The organism is Wolbachia endosymbiont of Ctenocephalides felis wCfeT, assembly GCF_012277295.1.
Lineage (GTDB): Bacteria > Pseudomonadota > Alphaproteobacteria > Rickettsiales > Anaplasmataceae > Wolbachia.
The window spans coordinates 108,653-131,284 of sequence record NZ_CP051156.1; the positions used below are offsets into that span (position 1 = coordinate 108,653).

The window sequence follows — 22,632 nt, forward strand, 5'->3', positions numbered from 1 at the left end:
GAGGTGTTTTATGTCTACAGCGTTGATTGTAAGTCTTGCATTCTTAGTAGGCTTTATTTTTGCATATAAACCACTGAAGAGAGTAATAAGAAAGGCTCTTAATAGTAAGCGTAACAAGAGCAAGTTTACGAGCGAGGAGACTAAGAAATTTAGGCAAGAGATGTTAGAATATTATAGAAAATCTTCTGAAAGGTACGCAAAACTTGATGAAGAGGCAAATGCAATTATGAAAGAAATGCTTGCTAAGGCTAATAATATTATTGAGTACAATCGACAACGGTTGGATAAAACGCTAGATGATAATGCTCAAGCTAACTTGAAGAAAGTTACTGATCAATTCGAAAAAACTATTGAAAATATAAAAGCTGGCACAGCCAGTATAGCTGCTGATGCTGTAGAAAAAATATTGCGTGAACATCATAAAGATAGTGAGCAAAATAGTGAGATTATATCTTCGCTTTCACGAGACTTAAATAAAAAGCTGCATTAGATTAATGCAAAAATTTGATCTTTACTGTAATAATCCTTGCTTTTCAGCTAAAGAAATAAAGCTTAGTTCGATTTTTTATGCTACTTTTTTTATCGTAGTTTCAATTTTTGCGCTGACAGAAAAATATTCATACTTAGCTCTGATATTAATATTTATCATTGGGTGTTCTAGTTCTTTGTTCAAGTTCGTAGCTAGAATTTTTGGTTTATGCAGTAGCTCTAGTCAAAAAGTAGATTATAGCAAGATAAACAAGAAAGATTTGCCCATATATACTATTTTGTTGCCTGCTTTTAAAGAAAGTGCAGTAAGAAGGTGTCTGCAAACTCAAGAATTAGCTAATTTAGTAAGCATAATAGTAGTCATATTAAAGAAAATATTGGTTTCCGAAGTTTGAGGAGAATGCTCATAATCCTTACTCATACGCCTAAAATTGGAAAGCCAAGCAAAAGTTCTTTCAACAATCCAACGCTTCGGTATAACCTCAAATCCCGCAATATTAGGAGCTTTTTTTGCTATTGTAAATAAACATCCTGTTTTTATTAAGCATCTGTTTTTAAGGTTACCTGTGTATCCTTGATCAGCAAAAAACCTCTGTAATGTTGGTATTTTTTGTTTTGCTTTTACCAGAAGATCTAAAGCTCCCTCGCGGTCTTGGATGCTTGCACTGTGTACATCTGCCGTAATCACGAGTCCTAGCGTGTCTACAATAATATGCCGTTTTCGACCTTTTATTTTCTTGCCAGCATCGTAACCTCTGGCCCCCCTTTTTGAGTCGTTTTTACTGATTGGCTGTCAATTATTCCAACTGATGGTGTGGCTCTTTTACCAACTACCTCCCTTACTTTTTTTACTAAAATATCGTGTATTTCTTGCCATTTTCCAGTGTTTTTTAGTCGTGTGTTCCAACTGTAAATTGTCTTCCATGGTGGGAAATCCTTAGGTAATTGTCTCCATTGGCAGCCTGTTCTCATTACGTACCTTATTGCATTAATAATTGTTCTAATATCGTGTTTTCTTGGTCTACCTGTCTTTTTTGGCTCAAAATATGGCTTTAAAATTTCCCATTCACTGTCTTTTATGTCACTTGGATACATGTTAAAGTTATCCTTGTATCACATAATTGTCCTTTTTTCTACTTTTCTACATACTTTGCAGACACCTTCTAATAGGACAATTGATTGAAAATATCGAGAATTTGGATTATCCGAAATCAAAATTGGATGTAAAGCTTATTATAGAAAGTGATGACCAAGAAATGCTTGCAGTTATAGAAGAGTATGTTTTGCCACAATATTTTGAAGTGATAAAAGTACCTCATTCTTTGCCTAAAACGAAAGCTAAGTCGTGCAATTACGCTATGAATTTTGCCAGAGGAGAATATGTAGTAATATATGATGCTGACGACAAACCTGATCCATTACAGTTAAAGAAAGCGCTGGTTGAATTTAGTAAGAATGATGATAGTCTGGCTTGCGTGCAAGCAAGACTAAATTATTACAATTATAATTATAATTTTCTGACAAAATTCTTTTCCCTTGAGTATATGAGTTGGTTTCAATATTTACTACCTGGATTTCAGAAAATGAATATGCCAATACCATTGGGCGGCAGCAGTAATCATTTTTCAGTTGAGATTTTAAAGAAGGTATTTCTCTGGGATGCTTATAACGTCACTGAAGATGCAGACCTTGGTTTAAGGTTAGCACATATGGGCTATAAAACTAGAATGATTGACTCAGAAACTTTGGAGGAGTCACCAATTACTGTATTTACTTGGATCAAACAAAGGGCATGTTGGATTAAGGGCTATATGCAGACTTATATTGTCCATTTGAAAAATATAAAATCACTCTACAAGCACACAGGGCTCAGAGGAGTTTTACTGCTTAACCTTTTTGTTGGTGCTACGGCTTTTATATTTTTCGTTACCCCGTTTTTGCTGCTAGCATTAATCTTAACCAAAGTCTTAAGCGAATTATTTTTATATTACTTTATTGCAATATATTTCGTTAATTTGATCTTTTTGATGATTGCAGTCAAGCAGCAGAAGATGCCCTTTTATTTTTATATAATCTCGATATTTTTTGGCTTTGTTGCATCGCTCTTTGGATAGGAGGCAATGCATAATAAATTCATGAAGCTATCTCAAATTTAGCCATGCCTATTTCAGTAAATTTGTTCAGCAAATAACACTTGAGTAGCATTTCTTTCTCACGATTAATCTCAGATTTGTTCCTAAAACTAAACCCAAATGTTTGCTTCAGTCGCGAGAAAAAACTTTCTATATAAGATCTCTTCCCATAATTTATCTCTTTTTTCCACTTCTTCATACCATCTTCACCATATGACTTTATGAGCTTGATTGTAGAATTTCTCTCAGCCATATAATCCAGCTTTGGATGCTCCACTGCATTGTTTTGCAGAGGAATTTTTGTCTTTATGCCAAGCTCATTGCACAATTTGTATAACTTCTTTCGATTATATGCTCTGTCTGCATATAGTGTGCTTATATTGTATTTAGCATTAGCCCTTGCAATAAGATCACAGGCTCCATAGTGGTCAGAATAAACTCCACTACTGTATTTTGCAGCTATGACTTTTTTGCTACCTATCTCCAGCATTACATGCAATTTTCTTGTTTGCTTATAGCCACGGTACTTTCTATCTGTACCGTTTGCCTTACTATGGCCTGGAATATTATTGTAGATGCTTATTCCAGTGCTATCTATGGCGATCTCAATATTTTCCATACTGTTTTTATCATGTCTTCGATCATTAATTTTTAAGTTAAGCTTTTTGAATCTTCTGGAAGCCTGGGAATAGCTGATAACTTGCAAATTTTTTCCTATTTGCTCAAGGTATCCCGCTATAAACCCCACCGTTTGTCTTAGGCCTATTCTAAACAAATAAGTTATTATGTGAATTAGAATTACGACTTTATCACTATAAATATTGTTGCTACCGGGTGCGCCGTAGAGACACGGAAAGTGTTGAAGCTGCATGACAGATGAGGGTGGGCCCCTCAAAGCCGGTTTGCAAGAGCAGGCTTTAAACAACCATAAGCTGCTTTGGTAAAGAGCCAAGGTAGTGAGCATTATGGAAAAGGCGCAATTATGCGTCATGTGTGGAGTAGAGAGATGAACGAAAGTGAACCACTGACGAAGTGTCGAAAACGATTTAGGTGGCGTCAAAACCAGGGGGTCTGTAGTAACCTGGGATAAGTCTATCAGGAGCTTGTTTACTGGGTAGATGGCGTCCGGCATAGAGGTGGCATGAATCTATTTCAGGCTGTTGTACGGAACTACGGGAACCTGTCGTTTCGATGATAAGGGAGAAATCCAAGGAGCTAAACTCTAAGGATGAGAGTACCGATGCGAAGAACAGGGGCGGATCAGCTCGTAGTAGTGAAGAAGTTTCTGTAATAGAAATGGAGCGAAGGGGCTGAGTTATTTAGTTTTAATTATTTATCAACCGCAAGGGAGGAGTTAATGAATAAAACAAAGTCTTTTGATATACCGAAGCAACTTATTTGGAGAGCTTATAAACAAGTATCGAAAAATAAGGGTGCTGCTGGTGTAGATGAGGTCTCGATAACAAAGTTTGAGGAAAATCTAAAAGATAATCTATACAAACTATGGAATCGGATGTCATCTGGAAGTTATTTTCCGGAAGCTGTAAAGGCTGTTGCAATACCGAAAGGTACAGGAGGAGGACAAAGAATTTTAGGTGTTCCTTCAGTATTCGATAGGATAGGGCAAACAGCCGCTGCTATGTATCTGGAACCGCTAGTAGAGCCAAAATTTCACGAAGACTCATATGGTTATAGACCAAATAAATCTGCACTGGACGCGGTAGACACAGCGCGTAAAAGATGCTGGAGGTACGATTGGACGATAGATCTTGACATATCGGGATTTTTCGACAATTTGGACCACGAGCTAGCATTGCAAGCTATCAAAAGACACACAGACTGCAAATGGGTCATACTGTATGCTGAAAGATGGATGAAAGCTCCAATTCAACTAGCAGATGGCAGTAAGGTAGTTAGGGAAAAAGGAGTTCCGCAAGGAGGTTCAATAAGCCCTATGATCTCAAACATATTTATGCATCATGTATTTGATGAATGGATGAGACAAAAGTACCCAACAATACCATTTGAAAGATATGTGGATGATGCGGTAGTACATTGTAAGACTCGTAAGCAGGCAGAATTTATGAAAGTAATGATCGAAGAAAGATTGGCTGAATATAAGCTAAAGTTACATCCTGAAAAGACACAAATTGTGTACTGTAAAGATGATAATAGGAAAAGTGAATTTCCTAAGCAAAGTTTTGACTTTCTGGGTTACACATTTAGACCCAGATTAGCAAGAAATAAAATAGGAAAGAATTTTGTTTCATTTCTCCCTGCAATTAGCAACAAGGCCAAGAAAGATATTACTACAACCATAAGATCATGGAAAATACTACAAAGTACACATAAAACGTTAGAGGAAATATCAAAGATAGTAAATCCAATAGTCAGAGGCTGGTATCAGTACTATGGCAGATTCTGCAAAACCGAGATATACAAACCTCTAAAGAACGTAGAGCGGCATCTAGAAAAGTGGGTCAGAAGAAAATACAAGAAACTTCGAAATCATGGAAGACTAGCAAGGCAACTTCTAGGAAAAATGAGGAAAAAGGGACCTGATATTTTCTATCACTGGACATTAGGCTTAGGTCAAAAGGTGAATAATGGAAGCTGTGTGAGTCGAGAGGTTCATGCACAGTTTTGCGAGGGGCTGGTGGGGAAGTTCCACCGGTCTACTCTCCCCATTTTGGGACTTTTTTCGTACCAATTTTCTATGGCATCGTTGACGTAATAAAAAATATTTCCTCTTTCTTGGAGAAATTTGTTATATTCGTAGCAGTTACTGACTTTCATTTTGACTGGCATATTTTTCCTTTGTCGGTTAAATGCCTGTTTATAATGAATTTCGTCAGTAACTGCCAGTTCTTTTTACTTTAGCTATGCAACAAAGCCATTCCAAGCTAAGAACTCAGCGCAAGTCACAATTATAAAAAATGAGGCAAAGATTCATAATTTAAAAGCAAAATAATCAAACAAGGCTCTGCAACGCAGAGCCATCTTAATCCTTGATTTAGTATCACAACTGAGTAGCTAACACTTATATCTGAGGTCCATTGTGCATTTTTTCTCTTCTGAGCAGAAACGAACCTAAAGTTATAGATCAACATTTAGTGTTAATATATTATTAATATTCTAATGCTAATAATGCTAAATTTACCATTTTATTTATAGGCAATATTTATGGATATTTGGGATACTACAGTAACGATTGAAGCGTCAGCAAAAGAGTATAATCTTGATGCTGTTTGTCATAATAATAAGCCTCACATAGATTTAATAAAACGTGTGGGAGGGTTGAAAGAGGTTGTGTATCATGATAGTCATCTAGTATTTCCCCATATGATTATGGAGGTGTGACATTAGATGGAATAGAATTTAATAAAGGAGATAAAATCAGGATTGTATTGCATGCTGATGATCAAAACCAAGCCAAAAGAATAAAAAGTAGAGCAAAAGATCATGGGTTCATAAAATAATAAAACAAGGCTCTGCAACGCGTAGCCACCTTAATCCTTGACTTAGTCTTGTAAATTTAATATTTTATTTACTGTTAGGTTTATAAGATTAAAATGGCGTTAAATCCGCTAGAGCAGTTTAGAATATATACGATAGTGGAATTACCTAAACTGCTTGGGTATGACATCAGTTTTACTAATTCATCGTTATTTATGATGATATCGGTTATGCTGGTAGTGTTCTTTTTGCTCTTAGGAATTAGAAAGGGATCGGTAGTACCTGGATATTTGCAAGCTGCAGTTGAGTATGTATACGATTTTGTTGTCTCAATAGTAGAAAGTAATGTTGGCAGTAAAGGCTTGCAGCATATTCCGTTAATATTCACAGTATTTGTTTTTGTTCTCTCATGTAATTTAGTGGGTATCTTGCCTTACAGTTTCACAGTTACAAGTCATGTGATAGTCACTTTTGCTTTAGCCATGGTGGTTTGTGTTTATGTGACAGTTATTGGGTTCGAAGAAAGAGGCATAGAGTTTTTGAGCATATTACTACCAAAAGGCACTCCTTCATGGCTTGCACCTATAATAATTCTCATTAAATTATTTGCCTATTTAGTTAGGCCAATTAGCTTGTCGATAAGGCTGGCTGCGAACATGATGGCAGGTCATATAATAATCAAGGTAATTGCTGGATTTATCGTCAATATGAACATAATTCTCACTCCTGCACCGTTTGTGTTCATTATTGCAATGATAGGGTTTGAAGTGTTTGTTGCAGCTTTGCAAGCTTATATATTTACCATATTGACATGCGTATATTTGTCAGATGCAGTAAAGTAATTGACTTACGTGCGAAATATCTTAAAATTATATTATAATAGTTAAAGGTGATATATGGATTTTAAGTTTATAGCAATTGGTTTAAGTGTATTTGGCATGCTTGGTGCTAGTTTTGGTTTGTCTAATATATTCTCTACTATGCTAAGTGGGATTGCAAGAAACCCTGAGTCAGAAGGTAAAATGAAGATTTACGTTTATATTGGTGCTGCCATGATTGAAATGATGGGGTTACTTGCATTTGTACTTGCAATGATATTAATATTGGCTAACTAGCACATGCCGCAACTTGACGTTTCAACTTTCTTCTCACAAGTTTTTTGGTTTTTAATTTTTTTCTCTGCACTTTTTTTTGCAGTACGTTGTTTATTTTTGCCAAAGTTGGAAAGAATAATAAATTATAGAAACAAAGAGGTGCTAGATTCTTTCAATATCTCTTATCGTATTTTAAAGGTTGCAGAAAGGCAGATTGCTGAGTATAACGCAGCTTTAAGTAGTATTAAAATGAAAGCAAAAAAAGTAATAGATAACGCATTGATTGAAGTAGAAGAAATGGAAGCTAGTGTTAAAAAAGTATTAGAAGAGGAAGACAAAAAAATGGTTAAACTCATTGAAGAGAGGGTAGAGCAGTTTAAATCTGAGTATAATGACGAGCTGAAACAAGCAGCTATTAGTATTGCTTTAATTTATTACACTAAGCTAACTAACTCCGAAATTGATAAGGAGCTTGTTGCTAACTTAGTATCGGAAAAGTTTTAGAGAGGTGTTTTATGTCTACAGCGTTGATTGTAAGTCTTGCATTCTTAGTAGGCTTTATTTTTGCATATAAACCACTGAAGAGAGTAATAAGAAAGGCTCTTAATAGTAAGCGTAACAAGAGCAAGTTTACGAGCGAGGAGACTAAGAAATTTAGGCAAGAGATGTTAGAATATTATAGAAAATCTTCTGAAAGGTACGCAAAACTTGATGAAGAGGCAAATGCAATTATGAAAGAAATGCTTGCTAAGGCTAATAATATTATTGAGTACAATCGACAACGGTTGGATAAAACGCTAGATGATAATGCTCAAGCTAACTTGAAGAAAGTTACTGATCAATTCGAAAAAACTATTGAAAATATAAAAGCTGGCACAGCCAGTATAGCTGCTGATGCTGTAGAAAAAATATTGCGTGAACATCATAAAGATAGTGAGCAAAATAGTGAGATTATATCTTCGCTTTCACGAGACTTAAATAAAAAGCTGCATTAGATTAATGCAAAAATTTGATCTTTACTGTAATAATCCTTGCTTTTCAGCTAAAGAAATAAAGCTTAGTTCGATTTTTTATGCTACTTTTTTTATCGTAGTTTCAATTTTTGCGCTGACAGAAAAATATTCATACTTAGCTCTGATATTAATATTTATCATTGGGTGTTCTAGTTCTTTGTTCAAGTTCGTAGCTAGAATTTTTGGTTTATGCAGTAGCTCTAGTCAAAAAGTAGATTATAGCAAGATAAACAAGAAAGATTTGCCCATATATACTATTTTGTTGCCTGCTTTTAAAGAAAGTGCAGTAAGAAGGTGTCTGCAAACTCAAGAATTAGCTAATTTAGTAAGCATAATAGTAGTCATATTAAAGAAAATATTGGTTTCCGAAGTTTGAGGAGAATGCTCATAATCCTTACTCATACGCCTAAAATTGGAAAGCCAAGCAAAAGTTCTTTCAACAATCCAACGCTTCGGTATAACCTCAAATCCCGCAATATTAGGAGCTTTTTTTGCTATTGTAAATAAACATCCTGTTTTTATTAAGCATCTGTTTTTAAGGTTACCTGTGTATCCTTGATCAGCAAAAAACCTCTGTAATGTTGGTATTTTTTGTTTTGCTTTTACCAGAAGATCTAAAGCTCCCTCGCGGTCTTGGATGCTTGCACTGTGTACATCTGCCGTAATCACGAGTCCTAGCGTGTCTACAATAATATGCCGTTTTCGACCTTTTATTTTCTTGCCAGCATCGTAACCTCTGGCCCCCCTTTTTGAGTCGTTTTTACTGATTGGCTGTCAATTATTCCAACTGATGGTGTGGCTCTTTTACCAACTACCTCCCTTACTTTTTTTACTAAAATATCGTGTATTTCTTGCCATTTTCCAGTGTTTTTTAGTCGTGTGTTCCAACTGTAAATTGTCTTCCATGGTGGGAAATCCTTAGGTAATTGTCTCCATTGGCAGCCTGTTCTCATTACGTACCTTATTGCATTAATAATTGTTCTAATATCGTGTTTTCTTGGTCTACCTGTCTTTTTTGGCTCAAAATATGGCTTTAAAATTTCCCATTCACTGTCTTTTATGTCACTTGGATACATGTTAAAGTTATCCTTGTATCACATAATTGTCCTTTTTTCTACTTTTCTACATACTTTGCAGACACCTTCTAATAGGACAATTGATTGAAAATATCGAGAATTTGGATTATCCGAAATCAAAATTGGATGTAAAGCTTATTATAGAAAGTGATGACCAAGAAATGCTTGCAGTTATAGAAGAGTATGTTTTGCCACAATATTTTGAAGTGATAAAAGTACCTCATTCTTTGCCTAAAACGAAAGCTAAGTCGTGCAATTACGCTATGAATTTTGCCAGAGGAGAATATGTAGTAATATATGATGCTGACGACAAACCTGATCCATTACAGTTAAAGAAAGCGCTGGTTGAATTTAGTAAGAATGATGATAGTCTGGCTTGCGTGCAAGCAAGACTAAATTATTACAATTATAATTATAATTTTCTGACAAAATTCTTTTCCCTTGAGTATATGAGTTGGTTTCAATATTTACTACCTGGATTTCAGAAAATGAATATGCCAATACCATTGGGCGGCAGCAGTAATCATTTTTCAGTTGAGATTTTAAAGAAGGTATTTCTCTGGGATGCTTATAACGTCACTGAAGATGCAGACCTTGGTTTAAGGTTAGCACATATGGGCTATAAAACTAGAATGATTGACTCAGAAACTTTGGAGGAGTCACCAATTACTGTATTTACTTGGATCAAACAAAGGGCATGTTGGATTAAGGGCTATATGCAGACTTATATTGTCCATTTGAAAAATATAAAATCACTCTACAAGCACACAGGGCTCAGAGGAGTTTTACTGCTTAACCTTTTTGTTGGTGCTACGGCTTTTATATTTTTCGTTACCCCGTTTTTGCTGCTAGCATTAATCTTAACCAAAGTCTTAAGCGAATTATTTTTATATTACTTTATTGCAATATATTTCGTTAATTTGATCTTTTTGATGATTGCAGTCAAGCAGCAGAAGATGCCCTTTTATTTTTATATAATCTCGATATTTTTTGGCTTTGTTGCATCGCTCTTTGGATAGGAGGCAATGCATAATAAATTCATGAAGCTATCTCAAATTTAGCCATGCCTATTTCAGTAAATTTGTTCAGCAAATAACACTTGAGTAGCATTTCTTTCTCACGATTAATCTCAGATTTGTTCCTAAAACTAAACCCAAATGTTTGCTTCAGTCGCGAGAAAAAACTTTCTATATAAGATCTCTTCCCATAATTTATCTCTTTTTTCCACTTCTTCATACCATCTTCACCATATGACTTTATGAGCTTGATTGTAGAATTTCTCTCAGCCATATAATCCAGCTTTGGATGCTCCACTGCATTGTTTTGCAGAGGAATTTTTGTCTTTATGCCAAGCTCATTGCACAATTTGTATAACTTCTTTCGATTATATGCTCTGTCTGCATATAGTGTGCTTATATTGTATTTAGCATTAGCCCTTGCAATAAGATCACAGGCTCCATAGTGGTCAGAATAAACTCCACTACTGTATTTTGCAGCTATGACTTTTTTGCTACCTATCTCCAGCATTACATGCAATTTTCTTGTTTGCTTATAGCCACGGTACTTTCTATCTGTACCGTTTGCCTTACTATGGCCTGGAATATTATTGTAGATGCTTATTCCAGTGCTATCTATGGCGATCTCAATATTTTCCATACTGTTTTTATCATGTCTTCGATCATTAATTTTTAAGTTAAGCTTTTTGAATCTTCTGGAAGCCTGGGAATAGCTGATAACTTGCAAATTTTTTCCTATTTGCTCAAGGTATCCCGCTATAAACCCCACCGTTTGTCTTAGGCCTATTCTAAACAAATAAGTTATTATGTGAATTAGAATTACGACTTTATCACTATAAATATTGTTGCTACCGGGTGCGCCGTAGAGACACGGAAAGTGTTGAAGCTGCATGACAGATGAGGGTGGGCCCCTCAAAGCCGGTTTGCAAGAGCAGGCTTTAAACAACCATAAGCTGCTTTGGTAAAGAGCCAAGGTAGTGAGCATTATGGAAAAGGCGCAATTATGCGTCATGTGTGGAGTAGAGAGATGAACGAAAGTGAACCACTGACGAAGTGTCGAAAACGATTTAGGTGGCGTCAAAACCAGGGGGTCTGTAGTAACCTGGGATAAGTCTATCAGGAGCTTGTTTACTGGGTAGATGGCGTCCGGCATAGAGGTGGCATGAATCTATTTCAGGCTGTTGTACGGAACTACGGGAACCTGTCGTTTCGATGATAAGGGAGAAATCCAAGGAGCTAAACTCTAAGGATGAGAGTACCGATGCGAAGAACAGGGGCGGATCAGCTCGTAGTAGTGAAGAAGTTTCTGTAATAGAAATGGAGCGAAGGGGCTGAGTTATTTAGTTTTAATTATTTATCAACCGCAAGGGAGGAGTTAATGAATAAAACAAAGTCTTTTGATATACCGAAGCAACTTATTTGGAGAGCTTATAAACAAGTATCGAAAAATAAGGGTGCTGCTGGTGTAGATGAGGTCTCGATAACAAAGTTTGAGGAAAATCTAAAAGATAATCTATACAAACTATGGAATCGGATGTCATCTGGAAGTTATTTTCCGGAAGCTGTAAAGGCTGTTGCAATACCGAAAGGTACAGGAGGAGGACAAAGAATTTTAGGTGTTCCTTCAGTATTCGATAGGATAGGGCAAACAGCCGCTGCTATGTATCTGGAACCGCTAGTAGAGCCAAAATTTCACGAAGACTCATATGGTTATAGACCAAATAAATCTGCACTGGACGCGGTAGACACAGCGCGTAAAAGATGCTGGAGGTACGATTGGACGATAGATCTTGACATATCGGGATTTTTCGACAATTTGGACCACGAGCTAGCATTGCAAGCTATCAAAAGACACACAGACTGCAAATGGGTCATACTGTATGCTGAAAGATGGATGAAAGCTCCAATTCAACTAGCAGATGGCAGTAAGGTAGTTAGGGAAAAAGGAGTTCCGCAAGGAGGTTCAATAAGCCCTATGATCTCAAACATATTTATGCATCATGTATTTGATGAATGGATGAGACAAAAGTACCCAACAATACCATTTGAAAGATATGTGGATGATGCGGTAGTACATTGTAAGACTCGTAAGCAGGCAGAATTTATGAAAGTAATGATCGAAGAAAGATTGGCTGAATATAAGCTAAAGTTACATCCTGAAAAGACACAAATTGTGTACTGTAAAGATGATAATAGGAAAAGTGAATTTCCTAAGCAAAGTTTTGACTTTCTGGGTTACACATTTAGACCCAGATTAGCAAGAAATAAAATAGGAAAGAATTTTGTTTCATTTCTCCCTGCAATTAGCAACAAGGCCAAGAAAGATATTACTACAACCATAAGATCATGGAAAATACTACAAAGTACACATAAAACGTTAGAGGAAATATCAAAGATAGTAAATCCAATAGTCAGAGGCTGGTATCAGTACTATGGCAGATTCTGCAAAACCGAGATATACAAACCTCTAAAGAACGTAGAGCGGCATCTAGAAAAGTGGGTCAGAAGAAAATACAAGAAACTTCGAAATCATGGAAGACTAGCAAGGCAACTTCTAGGAAAAATGAGGAAAAAGGGACCTGATATTTTCTATCACTGGACATTAGGCTTAGGTCAAAAGGTGAATAATGGAAGCTGTGTGAGTCGAGAGGTTCATGCACAGTTTTGCGAGGGGCTGGTGGGGAAGTTCCACCGGTCTACTCTCCCCATTTTGGGACTTTTTTCGTACCAATTTTCTATGGCATCGTTGACGTAATAAAAAATATTTCCTCTTTCTTGGAGAAATTTGTTATATTCGTAGCAGTTACTGACTTTCATTTTGACTGGCATATTTTTCCTTTGTCGGTTAAATGCCTGTTTATAATGAATTTCGTCAGTAACTGCCAGTTCTTTTTACTTTAGCTATGCAACAAAGCCATATTTTTTCCGGTCTATAGTTTATTGCATAGTATTGCAGCTTTTCTTGCATTATGGGAATTTACTATTTACCCTCAACAATGGAATAAAACTAAACACGGTTTATGGAAGAAAAGTGCGTAGCTGCTTGGCTTTTGCTCTGCTCAGTGATGGTGATTCTCATGGTAGGAATTGGTGGATTTACCAGGCTAACAAAAGCAGGGCTATCAATCACAGAATGGAAACCAATCACTGGAACATTGCCTCCGCTAAATGAGCAAGATTGGCTAAAAGAAAAGTCAAAATATGAATCCACCCCAGAATATAAGGCATTTAATTATGGCATGAGCATGGGGGAGTTTCGGGTTATATACCTAACAGAGTACATACATAGATTAGTTGCAAGGCTCACTGGGTTGGTTTTTATTCTGCCATTTATATATTTTACACTAAAGAAAAAAATAACGAAGAAAGTAATAATAAGATTATCAGTAGTGTTGCTGCTTGGAGCTCTGCAAGCTGTTGTTGGTTGGTATATGGTTAAAAGCGGGTTAGTAGCCGAACCTCATGTGAGTCATTATCGGCTAGCACTCCACTTATTGCTAGCATTGGTAATTTTTGGGCTGCTGCTATATCAATTTTTTGAATATCAGCTAGCGTTGAACACACAGCTACATGATATAAGAAGAAAAGATGTTATTCCAATGCGTGGTGCTGGAATGACAATTGCCATTCTAATTCTAGTTGCAATACAAATCATCTTTGGTGCATTTGTTGCCGGATTAAATGCTGGTTTAATTTACAACACTTTTCCACTGATGGACGGACACATTATCCCAGAGGGTTTGTTTTTTTTGCAACCGAAGTGGTTAAATATTTTTGAAAACAGAACAACATTGCAATTTATACACCGTGCGTTAGCATTACTAATATTGGTGCTGACAGTAATACTGACAATAAAGAATTCTAATGTAAAACCGGTATATATCATGCTGCTTTCTGTCGTTATTCAGATAATTTTAGGTGTGACAACTCTGTTACTGCATCTACCAGTAGCTGTTGCCATAGCACATCAAGTTTTTTCGTTTATATTGCTTGGGGCTGGCGTGTACGTGTTATGTTATTTAAGAAGCTAATTGCACATTGCTTCGGAATGGCGTGTATGTGTTGTGTTTCTTAAGGGGAGATAGATTCTTTCATACTCATTTGAGAGTTTGGCGGTTCCCCCATGTTTGCTTTATATAATGAATATAATCCGAATATAGCAAAAGCAACAGCAACTACTGCGAGCGGAGCGCATATTGCTGGATTTTGTGCAAAAGCATACGCTAAAACTGCAGATACACCTGATAATACAAAGCAAGTAGAGGCAATATTACTTTGTTTCCTAGAGTATGCTAGCCTTTTGTCTGGTTGTTGCGCATCTAACTTACGTTCTAAGCCTTGAATAGATTGTTGTTTATTCCAAAGTTCAGTTTTTTTTGCTTCCAGTTCTCGTAAATTGTGGGCATTTTTTTGCTTTTGTGTATCTAAATCTTGTTTTAAAGTTGATAGCTTTTCCTTTGTGTCTTGATACTGTATCCATTCAGCCGGGCGGTAAAATAAAGAGTAGACAAGGAATGCTAAAAAGGTAAACTAGAGTGGCTGTGAGGTAATATGGTTGATCTTTTAGAATTTTGCGAAAGTTTAAAGCAGACTATAGAAAAGTTAGAAACAAAAATAGAAGAGCTTAAAGCAGAAAATAAAGCGCTAAGGATCGAAAACGCTGAGTTAAAAGAAAGGCTTGGCTTAAATTCAAAAAATTCATCTATACCAAGCTCCAAAGAATTATATAAGATGAGGGAAAATAAGCCAAAAAGTGACAGGAAAGTAGGAGCACAGGTTGGACATAAAGGCAGTTACCGCCCTAAAATGGAGGCAGATGAGATGGTAAAAATAGAACTGCCCAATACGTGTGAGTGCGGAGGAGAAATTGCGGTATCAAAAGATCCGTATACTCATCAAAAGGTCGATTTGCCGGAAATCAAGCCGTATGTAGTTGAATATCAACTAGAGCATGGACGTTGCAAAAGATGTGGAAAAAGAAAAAGTAGCAAGCTACAAGAAGGAGTAACTGCGGACACATTTGGTCCAAGAGTTAAGTCAGTAATTGCAGCATTAAGTGGATTTTACAAGAATTCGAAAAAAGAAGTGGCAAATATTATAAAGGACATTTTCAACCTGGAATGGCTTTGTTGCATCGCTCTTTGGATAGGAGGCAATGCATAATAAATTCATGAAGCTATCTCAAATTTAGCCATGCCTATTTCAGTAAATTTGTTCAGCAAATAACACTTGAGTAGCATTTCTTTCTCACGGTTAATCTCAGATTTGTTCCTAAAACTAAACCCAAATGTTTGCTTCAGTCGCGAGAAAAAACTTTCTATATAAGATCTCTTCCCATAATTTATCTCTTTTTTCCACTTCTTCATACCATCTTCACCATATGACTTTATGAGCTTGATTGTAGAATTTCTCTCAGCCATATAATCCAGCTTTGGATGCTCCACTGCATTGTTTTGCAGAGGAATTTTTGTCTTTATGCCAAGCTCATTGCACAATTTGTATAACTTCTTTCGATTATATGCTCTGTCTGCATATAGTGTGCTTATATTGTATTTAGCATTAGCCCTTGCAATAAGATCACAGGCTCCATAGTGGTCAGAATAAACTCCACTACTGTATTTTGCAGCTATGACTTTTTTGCTACCTATCTCCAGCATTACATGCAATTTTCTTGTTTGCTTATAGCCACGGTACTTTCTATCTGTACCGTTTGCCTTACTATGGCCTGGAATATTATTGTAGATGCTTATTCCAGTGCTATCTATGGCGATCTCAATATTTTCCATACTGTTTTTATCATGTCTTCGATCATTAATTTTTAAGTTAAGCTTTTTGAATCTTCTGGAAGCCTGGGAATAGCTGATAACTTGCAAATTTTTTCCTATTTGCTCAAGGTATCCCGCTATAAACCCCACCGTTTGTCTTAGGCCTATTCTAAACAAATAAGTTATTATGTGAATTAGAATTACGACTTTATCACTATAAATATTGTTGCTACCGGCCATTTTGGGACTTTTTTCGTACCAATTTTCTATGGCATCGTTGACGTAATAAAAAATATTTCCTCTTTCTTGGAGAAATTTGTTATATTCGTAGCAGTTACTGACTTTCATTTTGACTGGCATATTTTTCCTTTGTCGGTTAAATGCCTGTTTATAATGAATTTCGTCAGTAACTGCCAGTTCTTTTTACTTTAGCTATGCAACAAAGCCTATCCAGGTTGAAAATGTCCTTTATAATATTTGCCACTTCTTTTTTCGAATTCTTGTAAAATCCACTTAATGCTGTAATTACTGACTTAACTCTTGGACCAAATGTGTCCGCAGTTACTCCTTCTTGTAGCTTGCTACTTTTTCTTTTTCCACATCTTTTGCAACGTCCATGCTCTAGTTAATATTCAACTACATACGGCTTGATTTCCGGCAAATCGACCTTTTGATGAGTATACGGATCTTTTGATACCGCAATTTCTCCTCCGCACTCACACGTATTGGGCAGTTCTATTTTTACCATCTCATCTGCCTCCATTTTAGGGCGGTAACTGCCTTTATGTCCAACCTGTGCTCCTACTTTCCTGTCACTTTTTGGCTTATTTTCCCTCATCTTATATAATTCTTTGGAGCTTGGTATAGATGAATTTTTTGAATTTAAGCCAAGCCTTTCTTTTAACTCAGCGTTTTCGATCCTTAGCGCTTTATTTTCTGCTTTAAGCTCTTCTATTTTTGTTTCTAACTTTTCTATAGTCTGCTTAAACTTTCGCAAAATTCTAAAAGATCAACCATATTACCTCACAGCCACTCTAGTTTACCTTTTTAGCATTCCTTGTCTACTCTTTATTTTACCGCCCGGCTGAATGGATACTTCTTGAGAGGATAATTTTATTGTACTTGACTTGGAGGCAAAAGAAGTTAAATCCTTTTCAAAACCTACTGGCTATTGCTTCTTAAGCCATACCCCTGAATGGATACGAATGGATACTTAATTATTCACTAAACAGAGAAAACATTAACTATAACTTTGCAATTTGAAGTAAAAATCCTTAAATAAAACTTACTATGTCTCGCGACTTTGCACTTGCGGTGAAAGGAATTTTTCAATGCTGCTAACAATAAGCTGAGTTGAATTTTCAGCTATTTTATCAAACTTTGTACTTATATTTTTTCCTATTTCTTCATCTTTTAAATATTCATGTAAAGCTAAAGCAGTGACGGCTGCGCATGCTGCAATCAATCCTGTTTTTGCTATGATCAATAATGATATTCCGCCTACAAATATAGATGCTAATCCAACAGCAAGGTTTATAAATTTGTTTTGTGTTGTTTGTTGTTCTGCGTTATTGTTCTCAAGAGAGCTTGATATGGTTTTTGAAGAAATCTTTATTGCTATTGTAGCGATTGAAATCATCGTTGATCCGATGGCTATTTTTGCCAGAAGAAAAATTGATGGCAGCATCATTGCAAATAGTAGCATGCCAGTTCCTATAACCAGCCACTTTTCGTTTATTTTTTTAGATTGAGCCTCATTTTGTTGAACTCCATTTGCATGCATAATAAACCCTCCACATATTAAAAAACTAGTATATACTTAGTATAGTATGCAGGTTTAGTCAAGCTGTATTTTATTTGGATGAGTATATTATGGATAGATGCGTTAAGAATTTTTTCATAATATTTTTATCACTTAAGAAATGGGTTACCTATTTTTTGAAATTTTTGTACAATATTTAAAATGACTTAGAGAAAATAAAGTGCTAAATGCAGTTTTAGTTTTACAAGATGGTAGACGCTTTTTAGGAAAATCAGTTGGAAAGAAGGGTAAATGTATGGGTGAAGTATGTTTTACTACTGGCATGACAGGCTATCAGCATACCATAACTGATCCTTCTTTTGCTGATCAAATTATAACGTTCACTTTTCCTCATATTGGTAATATTGGAGTAAATCATGAGGATAATGAAGGAAAGAAAATTTTTGCAAGCGGTGTAGTTGTACGTGGGATTTCCTCTGCATCTCATTGTTCTTCATATGTCAGTTTAAATGACTGGTTGGAAGAAAATAATGTAATTGGGATATCGGGAATTGATACCAGGGCTTTAACAAGGTACTTAAGAAAGCATGGATCTCAAAACGGAATGATATGCTCGTTAAATGAAGTGCACACATTGGAAGAGCTGCAAAGCTATCAATCTATTAATGGAATGGGTATAACAAATAAAGTCAGTTTAAGTAATAGTTTGAAGAATGATGCAAGTGCGAAATATAAAGTTGTAATTGTTGATTTTGGTGTAAAGATCAGCATAATTTCGCGTTTAATAGAATTAGGTTGTACAATTGAGTTGATTAAACCAGATGAAGGCTTTGCTAAAAAAATATTAAATATTAATCCAGATGGAATAGTACTTTCAAATGGTCCTGGTGATCCGCAAGAAATAGGGGATAATATAATTTCGGAGTTAGATATGATTGTAAGATCTAAAATACCGATTTTTGGTATATGCATGGGACATCAATTACTTGCGATTACTCTAGGAGCAAAGACTATTAAGATGGATGTTGGTCATAGAGGTAGTAATCATCCGGTTTATAATATAAATAGTGGTAGGGTTGAGATCACAAGTCAAAACCATGGTTTTGTCGTTGATTCAGCTTCTTTGCCAAATAGTATTGAGGTTACGCATGTATCTCTATTTGATAATAGTATAGAAGGGATAATGATGAAGAATCATCCGATCTTTTCTGTGCAATATCATCCAGAGGAAGCTCCAGGTACGCATGATTCGCATTATTTGTTTGAAAATTTTGTTGATAATGTTAAACTATATAAAATGAAATCTGCATAATCTTGAGTTGGATAGAATAATTGCTTGATTTTTTAATTTTAGACATTTAGTATTAAAAAGTTCAAGTTAAGATGATAAAGCAGTGCTCTCTTAACAATTTTTTTTGTGGAAGAGTGACCGAGTGGTTAAAGGTAACAGACTGTAAATCTGTCCGTGAAAGCGTACGTAGGTTCGAATCCTACCTCTTCCATTGTGCGGGTATAGCTCAATGGTAGAGCTTTAGCCTTCCAAGCTAGTGACGTGGGTTCGATTCCCACTATCCGCTCTTTTTTTTGTTGCATTTTTATAAAATCAACATATTATTTATTGATGTATTTGTATTTTGAGTAGAAAAGTTTAGATTATGGCAACAGTAGTAGAAGCATTTGGGAAGCCGCATTTAAATGTGGGTACGATAGGGCATGTAGATCATGGGAAGACGACGTTGACAGCGGCGATAACGAAGCATTATGGAAATTTTGTAGCATATGATCAGATAGATAAAGCGCCAGAAGAAAGAAAGAGGGGGATAACGATAGCAACTGCACATGTTGAGTATCAAACAGAGAGCAGGCATTATGCGCATGTTGACTGTCCAGGTCATGCTGATTATGTAAAAAATATGATTGTGGGTGCGGCGCAGATGGATGCTGCAATATTGGTAGTATCTGGGGTTGATGGACCGATGCCGCAAACGAGAGAGCATATACTGCTAGCAAAGCAAGTTGGGGTTGGATATATCGTAGTATATATAAATAAAGCTGATGTTGCTGATCCTGATATGCTAGATCTAGTGGAGATGGAAGTGAGAGAATTGCTGAGTAAGTATGGATTTCCAGGCGATGATGTACCGGTGGTGGTTGGATCTGCATTAAAAGCGCTGGAAGATGAAGATAGTGAGCATGGTAAAAAATCTATAGATAAATTGATGGAGAAATTGGATGAATATGTACAAGTTCCACCAAGACCTATTGATTTACCGTTTTTAATGCCAATTGAGGATGTATTTTCGATATCTGGTCGTGGTACGGTAGTGACTGGAAGGATTGAGAGGGGAGAAGTAAAGACTGGTGATGAGATAGAGATAATAGGGTTAAAGGCGACGCAGAAGACGACATGTACTGGTGTTGAGATGTTTAAGAAGTTGCTTGATAAAGGAAGTGCTGGGCTCAATGTGGGGATATTGCTGAGAGGTACAAAAAGAGAGGAAGTGGAGCGAGGTCAGGTATTAGGGAAGCCAGGAAGTATTACGCCGCATAAGAAGTTCAAGGCGGAGGTATATATATTAAAGAAAGAAGAGGGAGGCAGACATACGCCATTTTTTGCGAATTATCAGCCGCAATTTTACTTAAGGACGACGGATGTAACAGGAAGTATAAAGTTATTGGATGGAAAAGAGATGGTAATGCCTGGTGATAATGTTAGTATAGAAGTGGAGTTGCAAGTTCCAATTGCAATGGATAAGGGATTACGTTTTGCGATCAGAGAGGGTGGTAGGACTGTTGGTTCTGGCGTGGTTTCAGAGATTTTGGGGTAGATATAGTAGCGAAGATGAATCAAGATATACATGTTAAAATTAGATCTTTTGACTGTTCTGTATTAGAGAAGTGTGTTAGAAAGTTTGTTGATGAATTGAAGCAATTTGGTGCAAAGCTGGTTGGTCCATCTCCACTTCCAAGGAAAGGTTCTAAGTTTATCGTTAATAGATCTCCTCATGTTGATAAAAAGTCCCGAGAGCAGTTTGAAAAAAGAGTTTCTATGCGCTTAATTGTTGTACGTGATGCAACTCCTACTATCATGCAGATGCTTACAGGCTTCTTTTTTCCTTTTGGCGTTGGAGTTGATTTAAAAGTTAAGGAAGGTAAGAAGGGTAAAAAAGGTAAAGAAGGTAAGGGTGGGAAAGTAGGATGAAAAGGATAAATGCATTAAGAAGAATTGGCTTGTTGATGACTAATGTTGGTCATACAACTATGTATTCTGAAAGTGGTCTCGTAGCTGTAACTTTGCTGCATCTTAATGAAACTTATATTGTTGACATAAAGGAGCAAGATAAGTGTGGTTATAATGCGGTTATTCTGGGTACGGGAGATTTCAAAAATGTTGCAAAACCTCAATTAGAGTATTTAAAGAAAAAGAATATAGGTAGTAGATGCAAACTATATGAAAGCAGGTTGAATGATCTATCGGGAATAGAATGTGGTAAAAAAATAGGTATTAATCATTTTGTCGTTGGTCAATATCTTGATATTACTGGTGATTCTGTAGGTAAGGGGTTTGCTGGTGTTATGAAGAGGCATAATTTTAGCGGGCTTAGAGCATCTCATGGTGTTTCTATTGCTCATAGGTCGCAAGGTTCTACAGGTCAATGTCAAGATCCTGGTAGGGTGTTTAAGGGAAAGAAGATGGCTGGTCATTTGGGTAGTAGTAGAGTGACTGTACAAAATATGAAGATATTATCTATTGATCATGAGAATGGTATAATTGCTGTTAAGGGTAATAATGTTCCTGGATTTAAAAATTCTTATGTTTTTGTAAGGGATTCGGTTAAGAAATCTTTACATAAAGATGCTCCCTTTCCAGTAGGTCTGATGCCTGATAATATAAGTGACGATAATACTGGTGGTTTAGTGAGTTAGTTATGGAGTGTAAGTTAGTTAATCTATCTAATAGTGATGTAGGTACTGTTCAACTTAATCCATTAATATTTTCTGTTAAGCAAAAGTTGAGTATTTTACACGATGTGGTAAGGTGGCAGTTAGCAAAAAAGAGAGCTGGTACTCATAAAACGAAAGGTATTAGTGATGTTTCTGGTACAACAGCTAAACCTTATGGTCAAAAACGTACTGGTAGAGCAAGGCAGGGAAGTTTGCGCTCTCCTCAATTTAGAGGTGGTGGAATTATTTATGGCCCTGTTGTTAGGAGTCATGCTTACTCTCTTAACAAGAAAGTGCGCAAGCTTGGCTTAAAAGTTGCTTTGTCTTTTAAATGTGCTAATAATCAATTAATTATTCTTGATAATTTAAATATTGATGTAAAAAAGACATCTGAGATATATAAGTATATTAAAAATTTTGGATTCTCTTCTTTTTTAATAGTTGGTGATTATGGAGATGATTTGCTACGTACTACCAAAAATTTGCATTATGTGGATTTAATCAAGCCTATAGGGTTAAATGTTTTTGATATACTAAATCATGAATGTGTAATGTTAACAAGTGATACTTTGAAGTATCTGGAAGGTAGATTACTATGATTAAATATAATAATATAATAAAATCTCCTATAATTACAGAAAAAGCCTCTTTTTTAAGAGAAAAGTTTAATAAATATTCTTTGTATGTTTTTGTGAATGTAAGTAAGCGTCAAATAAAACTAGCAATAGAATCTCTCTTTAATGTAAAAGTTTCTTCTATAAATGTTGTTAGGGTTAAGTCTAAGGCTAGGCGTTTTAAAGATGTGATTGGTTATGAAAAACAAAAAAAGAAAGTTTATTTTTCTTTAATAGCTGGTCAAAAATTAGATATAATGAGTGTTTAAT

Annotated in this window: 21 protein-coding genes, 2 tRNA genes and 8 pseudogenes; 22 read left to right on the forward strand and 9 right to left on the reverse strand. The window is 35.9% G+C overall.

Features of this window, described 5'->3' with window-relative positions; all coding sequences use genetic code 11:
• The first annotated feature begins 10 nt into the window (after positions 1-10).
• A complete protein-coding gene (locus tag HF197_RS00535; RefSeq protein WP_168463863.1) occupies positions 11-490 on the forward strand; it encodes an ATP synthase F0 subunit B in 480 nt (159 codons plus the stop codon).
• Positions 491-814: 324 nt separating this feature from the next.
• Here the strand turns inward: HF197_RS00535 and HF197_RS00540 are convergent.
• A pseudogene (locus tag HF197_RS00540) lies at positions 815-1,584 on the reverse strand (IS5 family transposase).
• An 80-nt stretch (positions 1,585-1,664) separates the two neighbouring features.
• Between HF197_RS00540 and HF197_RS00545 the strand changes: the two are divergent.
• On the forward strand, positions 1,665-2,603 hold the full coding sequence (locus tag HF197_RS00545) for a glycosyltransferase family 2 protein (RefSeq protein WP_246168503.1): 939 nt from the start codon (positions 1,665-1,667) through the stop codon (positions 2,601-2,603).
• Between the two features lie 19 nt (positions 2,604-2,622).
• Here the strand turns inward: HF197_RS00545 and HF197_RS00550 are convergent.
• Positions 2,623-3,453 (reverse strand): annotated as a pseudogene (locus tag HF197_RS00550) (IS5 family transposase); the annotation flags it as partial.
• Positions 3,454-3,978: 525 nt separating this feature from the next.
• Here HF197_RS00550 and ltrA (HF197_RS00555) point away from each other — a divergent pair.
• Complete coding sequence (gene ltrA, locus HF197_RS00555) at positions 3,979-5,355, forward strand: group II intron reverse transcriptase/maturase (RefSeq protein WP_168463858.1); 1,377 nt, start codon at positions 3,979-3,981, stop codon at positions 5,353-5,355.
• Here ltrA (HF197_RS00555) and HF197_RS07700 read toward each other — a convergent pair.
• Positions 5,307-5,429, reverse strand: a pseudogene (locus HF197_RS07700) (IS5 family transposase); the annotation flags it as partial. The gene ltrA (HF197_RS00555) and the pseudogene HF197_RS07700 overlap by 49 nt on opposite strands.
• 375 nt (positions 5,430-5,804) lie before the next feature.
• On the opposite strand from HF197_RS07700, the gene HF197_RS00560 reads away from it, so the two are divergent.
• The 6 genes from HF197_RS00560 to HF197_RS00580 all read left to right on the forward strand — a co-directional run bounded on the left by HF197_RS00560 (position 5,805) and on the right by HF197_RS00580 (position 8,166).
• Positions 5,805-5,981 (forward strand): hypothetical protein, encoded by a 177-nt coding sequence (locus HF197_RS00560; protein WP_168463859.1) that lies wholly within the window; start codon positions 5,805-5,807, stop codon positions 5,979-5,981.
• A complete protein-coding gene (locus HF197_RS07530; RefSeq protein WP_256359338.1) occupies positions 5,978-6,100 on the forward strand; it encodes an SH3 domain-containing protein in 123 nt (40 codons plus the stop codon). The genes HF197_RS00560 and HF197_RS07530 overlap by 4 nt, the downstream gene beginning before the upstream one ends.
• Before the next feature lie 93 nt (positions 6,101-6,193).
• Complete coding sequence (locus HF197_RS00565; RefSeq protein ID WP_168463860.1) at positions 6,194-6,919, forward strand: F0F1 ATP synthase subunit A; 726 nt, start codon at positions 6,194-6,196, stop codon at positions 6,917-6,919.
• A gap of 54 nt (positions 6,920-6,973) precedes the next feature.
• Entirely contained in the window at positions 6,974-7,192 is a 219-nt protein-coding gene (locus HF197_RS00570; RefSeq protein ID WP_168463861.1) for a F0F1 ATP synthase subunit C, read from the forward strand.
• A 3-nt stretch (positions 7,193-7,195) separates the two neighbouring features.
• Positions 7,196-7,675 carry a F0F1 ATP synthase subunit B family protein gene (locus tag HF197_RS00575; protein WP_168463862.1) on the forward strand — a complete coding sequence of 160 codons (480 nt, stop codon included), beginning with the start codon at positions 7,196-7,198 and terminating at the stop codon, positions 7,673-7,675.
• A gap of 11 nt (positions 7,676-7,686) precedes the next feature.
• Positions 7,687-8,166 (forward strand): ATP synthase F0 subunit B, encoded by a 480-nt coding sequence (locus HF197_RS00580; protein ID WP_168463863.1) that lies wholly within the window; start codon positions 7,687-7,689, stop codon positions 8,164-8,166.
• A 324-nt stretch (positions 8,167-8,490) separates the two neighbouring features.
• Here the strand turns inward: HF197_RS00580 and HF197_RS00585 are convergent.
• Positions 8,491-9,260: pseudogene (locus HF197_RS00585) on the reverse strand (IS5 family transposase).
• 80 nt (positions 9,261-9,340) lie between these two features.
• Between HF197_RS00585 and HF197_RS00590 the strand changes: the two are divergent.
• On the forward strand, positions 9,341-10,279 hold the full coding sequence (locus tag HF197_RS00590) for a glycosyltransferase family 2 protein (RefSeq protein WP_246168503.1): 939 nt from the start codon (positions 9,341-9,343) through the stop codon (positions 10,277-10,279).
• A 19-nt stretch (positions 10,280-10,298) separates the two neighbouring features.
• Here HF197_RS00590 and HF197_RS00595 read toward each other — a convergent pair.
• Positions 10,299-11,129, reverse strand: a pseudogene (locus HF197_RS00595) (IS5 family transposase); the annotation flags it as partial.
• Between the two features lie 525 nt (positions 11,130-11,654).
• Between HF197_RS00595 and ltrA (HF197_RS00600) the strand changes: the two are divergent.
• Complete coding sequence (gene ltrA, locus HF197_RS00600) at positions 11,655-13,031, forward strand: group II intron reverse transcriptase/maturase (RefSeq protein WP_168463858.1); 1,377 nt, start codon at positions 11,655-11,657, stop codon at positions 13,029-13,031.
• Here ltrA (HF197_RS00600) and HF197_RS07705 read toward each other — a convergent pair.
• Positions 12,983-13,105 (reverse strand): annotated as a pseudogene (locus HF197_RS07705) (IS5 family transposase); the annotation flags it as partial. The gene ltrA (HF197_RS00600) and the pseudogene HF197_RS07705 overlap by 49 nt on opposite strands.
• Positions 13,106-13,353: 248 nt before the next feature.
• Here HF197_RS07705 and HF197_RS00605 point away from each other — a divergent pair.
• The 3 genes and pseudogenes from HF197_RS00605 to HF197_RS00615 form a co-directional block, all read left to right on the forward strand.
• The gene (locus HF197_RS00605; protein ID WP_369800038.1) at positions 13,354-14,307 is read left to right on the forward strand and encodes a COX15/CtaA family protein; all 954 of its coding nucleotides are present in this window, start codon (positions 13,354-13,356) and stop codon (positions 14,305-14,307) included.
• Positions 14,308-14,399: 92 nt separating this feature from the next.
• Positions 14,400-14,618, forward strand: coding sequence for a hypothetical protein (locus tag HF197_RS00610; protein WP_168463865.1), 219 nt, complete (start codon positions 14,400-14,402; stop codon positions 14,616-14,618).
• A 209-nt stretch (positions 14,619-14,827) separates the two neighbouring features.
• Positions 14,828-15,394: pseudogene (locus HF197_RS00615) on the forward strand (DUF6444 domain-containing protein); the annotation flags it as partial.
• 50 nt (positions 15,395-15,444) lie between these two features.
• On the opposite strand, the gene HF197_RS00620 reads toward HF197_RS00615, so the two are convergent.
• The 3 genes and pseudogenes from HF197_RS00620 to HF197_RS00630 all read right to left on the reverse strand — a co-directional run bounded on the left by HF197_RS00620 (position 15,445) and on the right by HF197_RS00630 (position 17,824).
• Complete coding sequence (locus HF197_RS00620) at positions 15,445-16,401, reverse strand: IS5 family transposase (protein WP_168463866.1); 957 nt, start codon at positions 16,399-16,401, stop codon at positions 15,445-15,447.
• Positions 16,402-16,489: 88 nt separating this feature from the next.
• Positions 16,490-17,058 (reverse strand): annotated as a pseudogene (locus tag HF197_RS00625) (DUF6444 domain-containing protein); the annotation flags it as partial.
• A gap of 271 nt (positions 17,059-17,329) precedes the next feature.
• The gene (locus tag HF197_RS00630) at positions 17,330-17,824 is read right to left on the reverse strand and encodes a hypothetical protein (RefSeq protein WP_168463867.1); all 495 of its coding nucleotides are present in this window, start codon (positions 17,822-17,824) and stop codon (positions 17,330-17,332) included.
• A gap of 199 nt (positions 17,825-18,023) precedes the next feature.
• On the opposite strand from HF197_RS00630, the gene carA reads away from it, so the two are divergent.
• The 8 genes from carA to HF197_RS00670 all read left to right on the forward strand — a co-directional run bounded on the left by carA (position 18,024) and on the right by HF197_RS00670 (position 22,631).
• Positions 18,024-19,115: a glutamine-hydrolyzing carbamoyl-phosphate synthase small subunit gene (gene carA / locus HF197_RS00635; RefSeq protein WP_168463868.1), complete on the forward strand. Its 1,092-nt coding sequence runs from the start codon at positions 18,024-18,026 to the stop codon at positions 19,113-19,115.
• A gap of 107 nt (positions 19,116-19,222) precedes the next feature.
• Positions 19,223-19,305: transfer RNA gene (locus HF197_RS00640), tRNA-Tyr, on the forward strand.
• A 4-nt stretch (positions 19,306-19,309) separates the two neighbouring features.
• Positions 19,310-19,380: transfer RNA gene (locus tag HF197_RS00645), tRNA-Gly, on the forward strand.
• A 78-nt stretch (positions 19,381-19,458) separates the two neighbouring features.
• Entirely contained in the window at positions 19,459-20,631 is a 1,173-nt protein-coding gene (gene tuf, locus HF197_RS00650) for an elongation factor Tu (protein ID WP_168463869.1), read from the forward strand.
• 14 nt (positions 20,632-20,645) lie between these two features.
• Complete coding sequence (gene rpsJ, locus HF197_RS00655) at positions 20,646-21,005, forward strand: 30S ribosomal protein S10 (RefSeq protein WP_168463870.1); 360 nt, start codon at positions 20,646-20,648, stop codon at positions 21,003-21,005.
• The gene (rplC, locus tag HF197_RS00660) at positions 21,002-21,730 is read left to right on the forward strand and encodes a 50S ribosomal protein L3 (RefSeq protein WP_168463871.1); all 729 of its coding nucleotides are present in this window, start codon (positions 21,002-21,004) and stop codon (positions 21,728-21,730) included. The genes rpsJ and rplC overlap by 4 nt, the downstream gene beginning before the upstream one ends.
• Before the next feature lie 2 nt (positions 21,731-21,732).
• Positions 21,733-22,347, forward strand: a complete 615-nt coding sequence (gene rplD, locus HF197_RS00665) for a 50S ribosomal protein L4 (RefSeq protein WP_168463872.1) — start codon at positions 21,733-21,735, stop codon at positions 22,345-22,347.
• Positions 22,344-22,631, forward strand: a complete 288-nt coding sequence (locus HF197_RS00670) for a 50S ribosomal protein L23 (RefSeq protein WP_168463873.1) — start codon at positions 22,344-22,346, stop codon at positions 22,629-22,631. The genes rplD and HF197_RS00670 overlap by 4 nt, the downstream gene beginning before the upstream one ends.
• The last annotated feature ends 1 nt before the right edge of the window (position 22,632 follow it).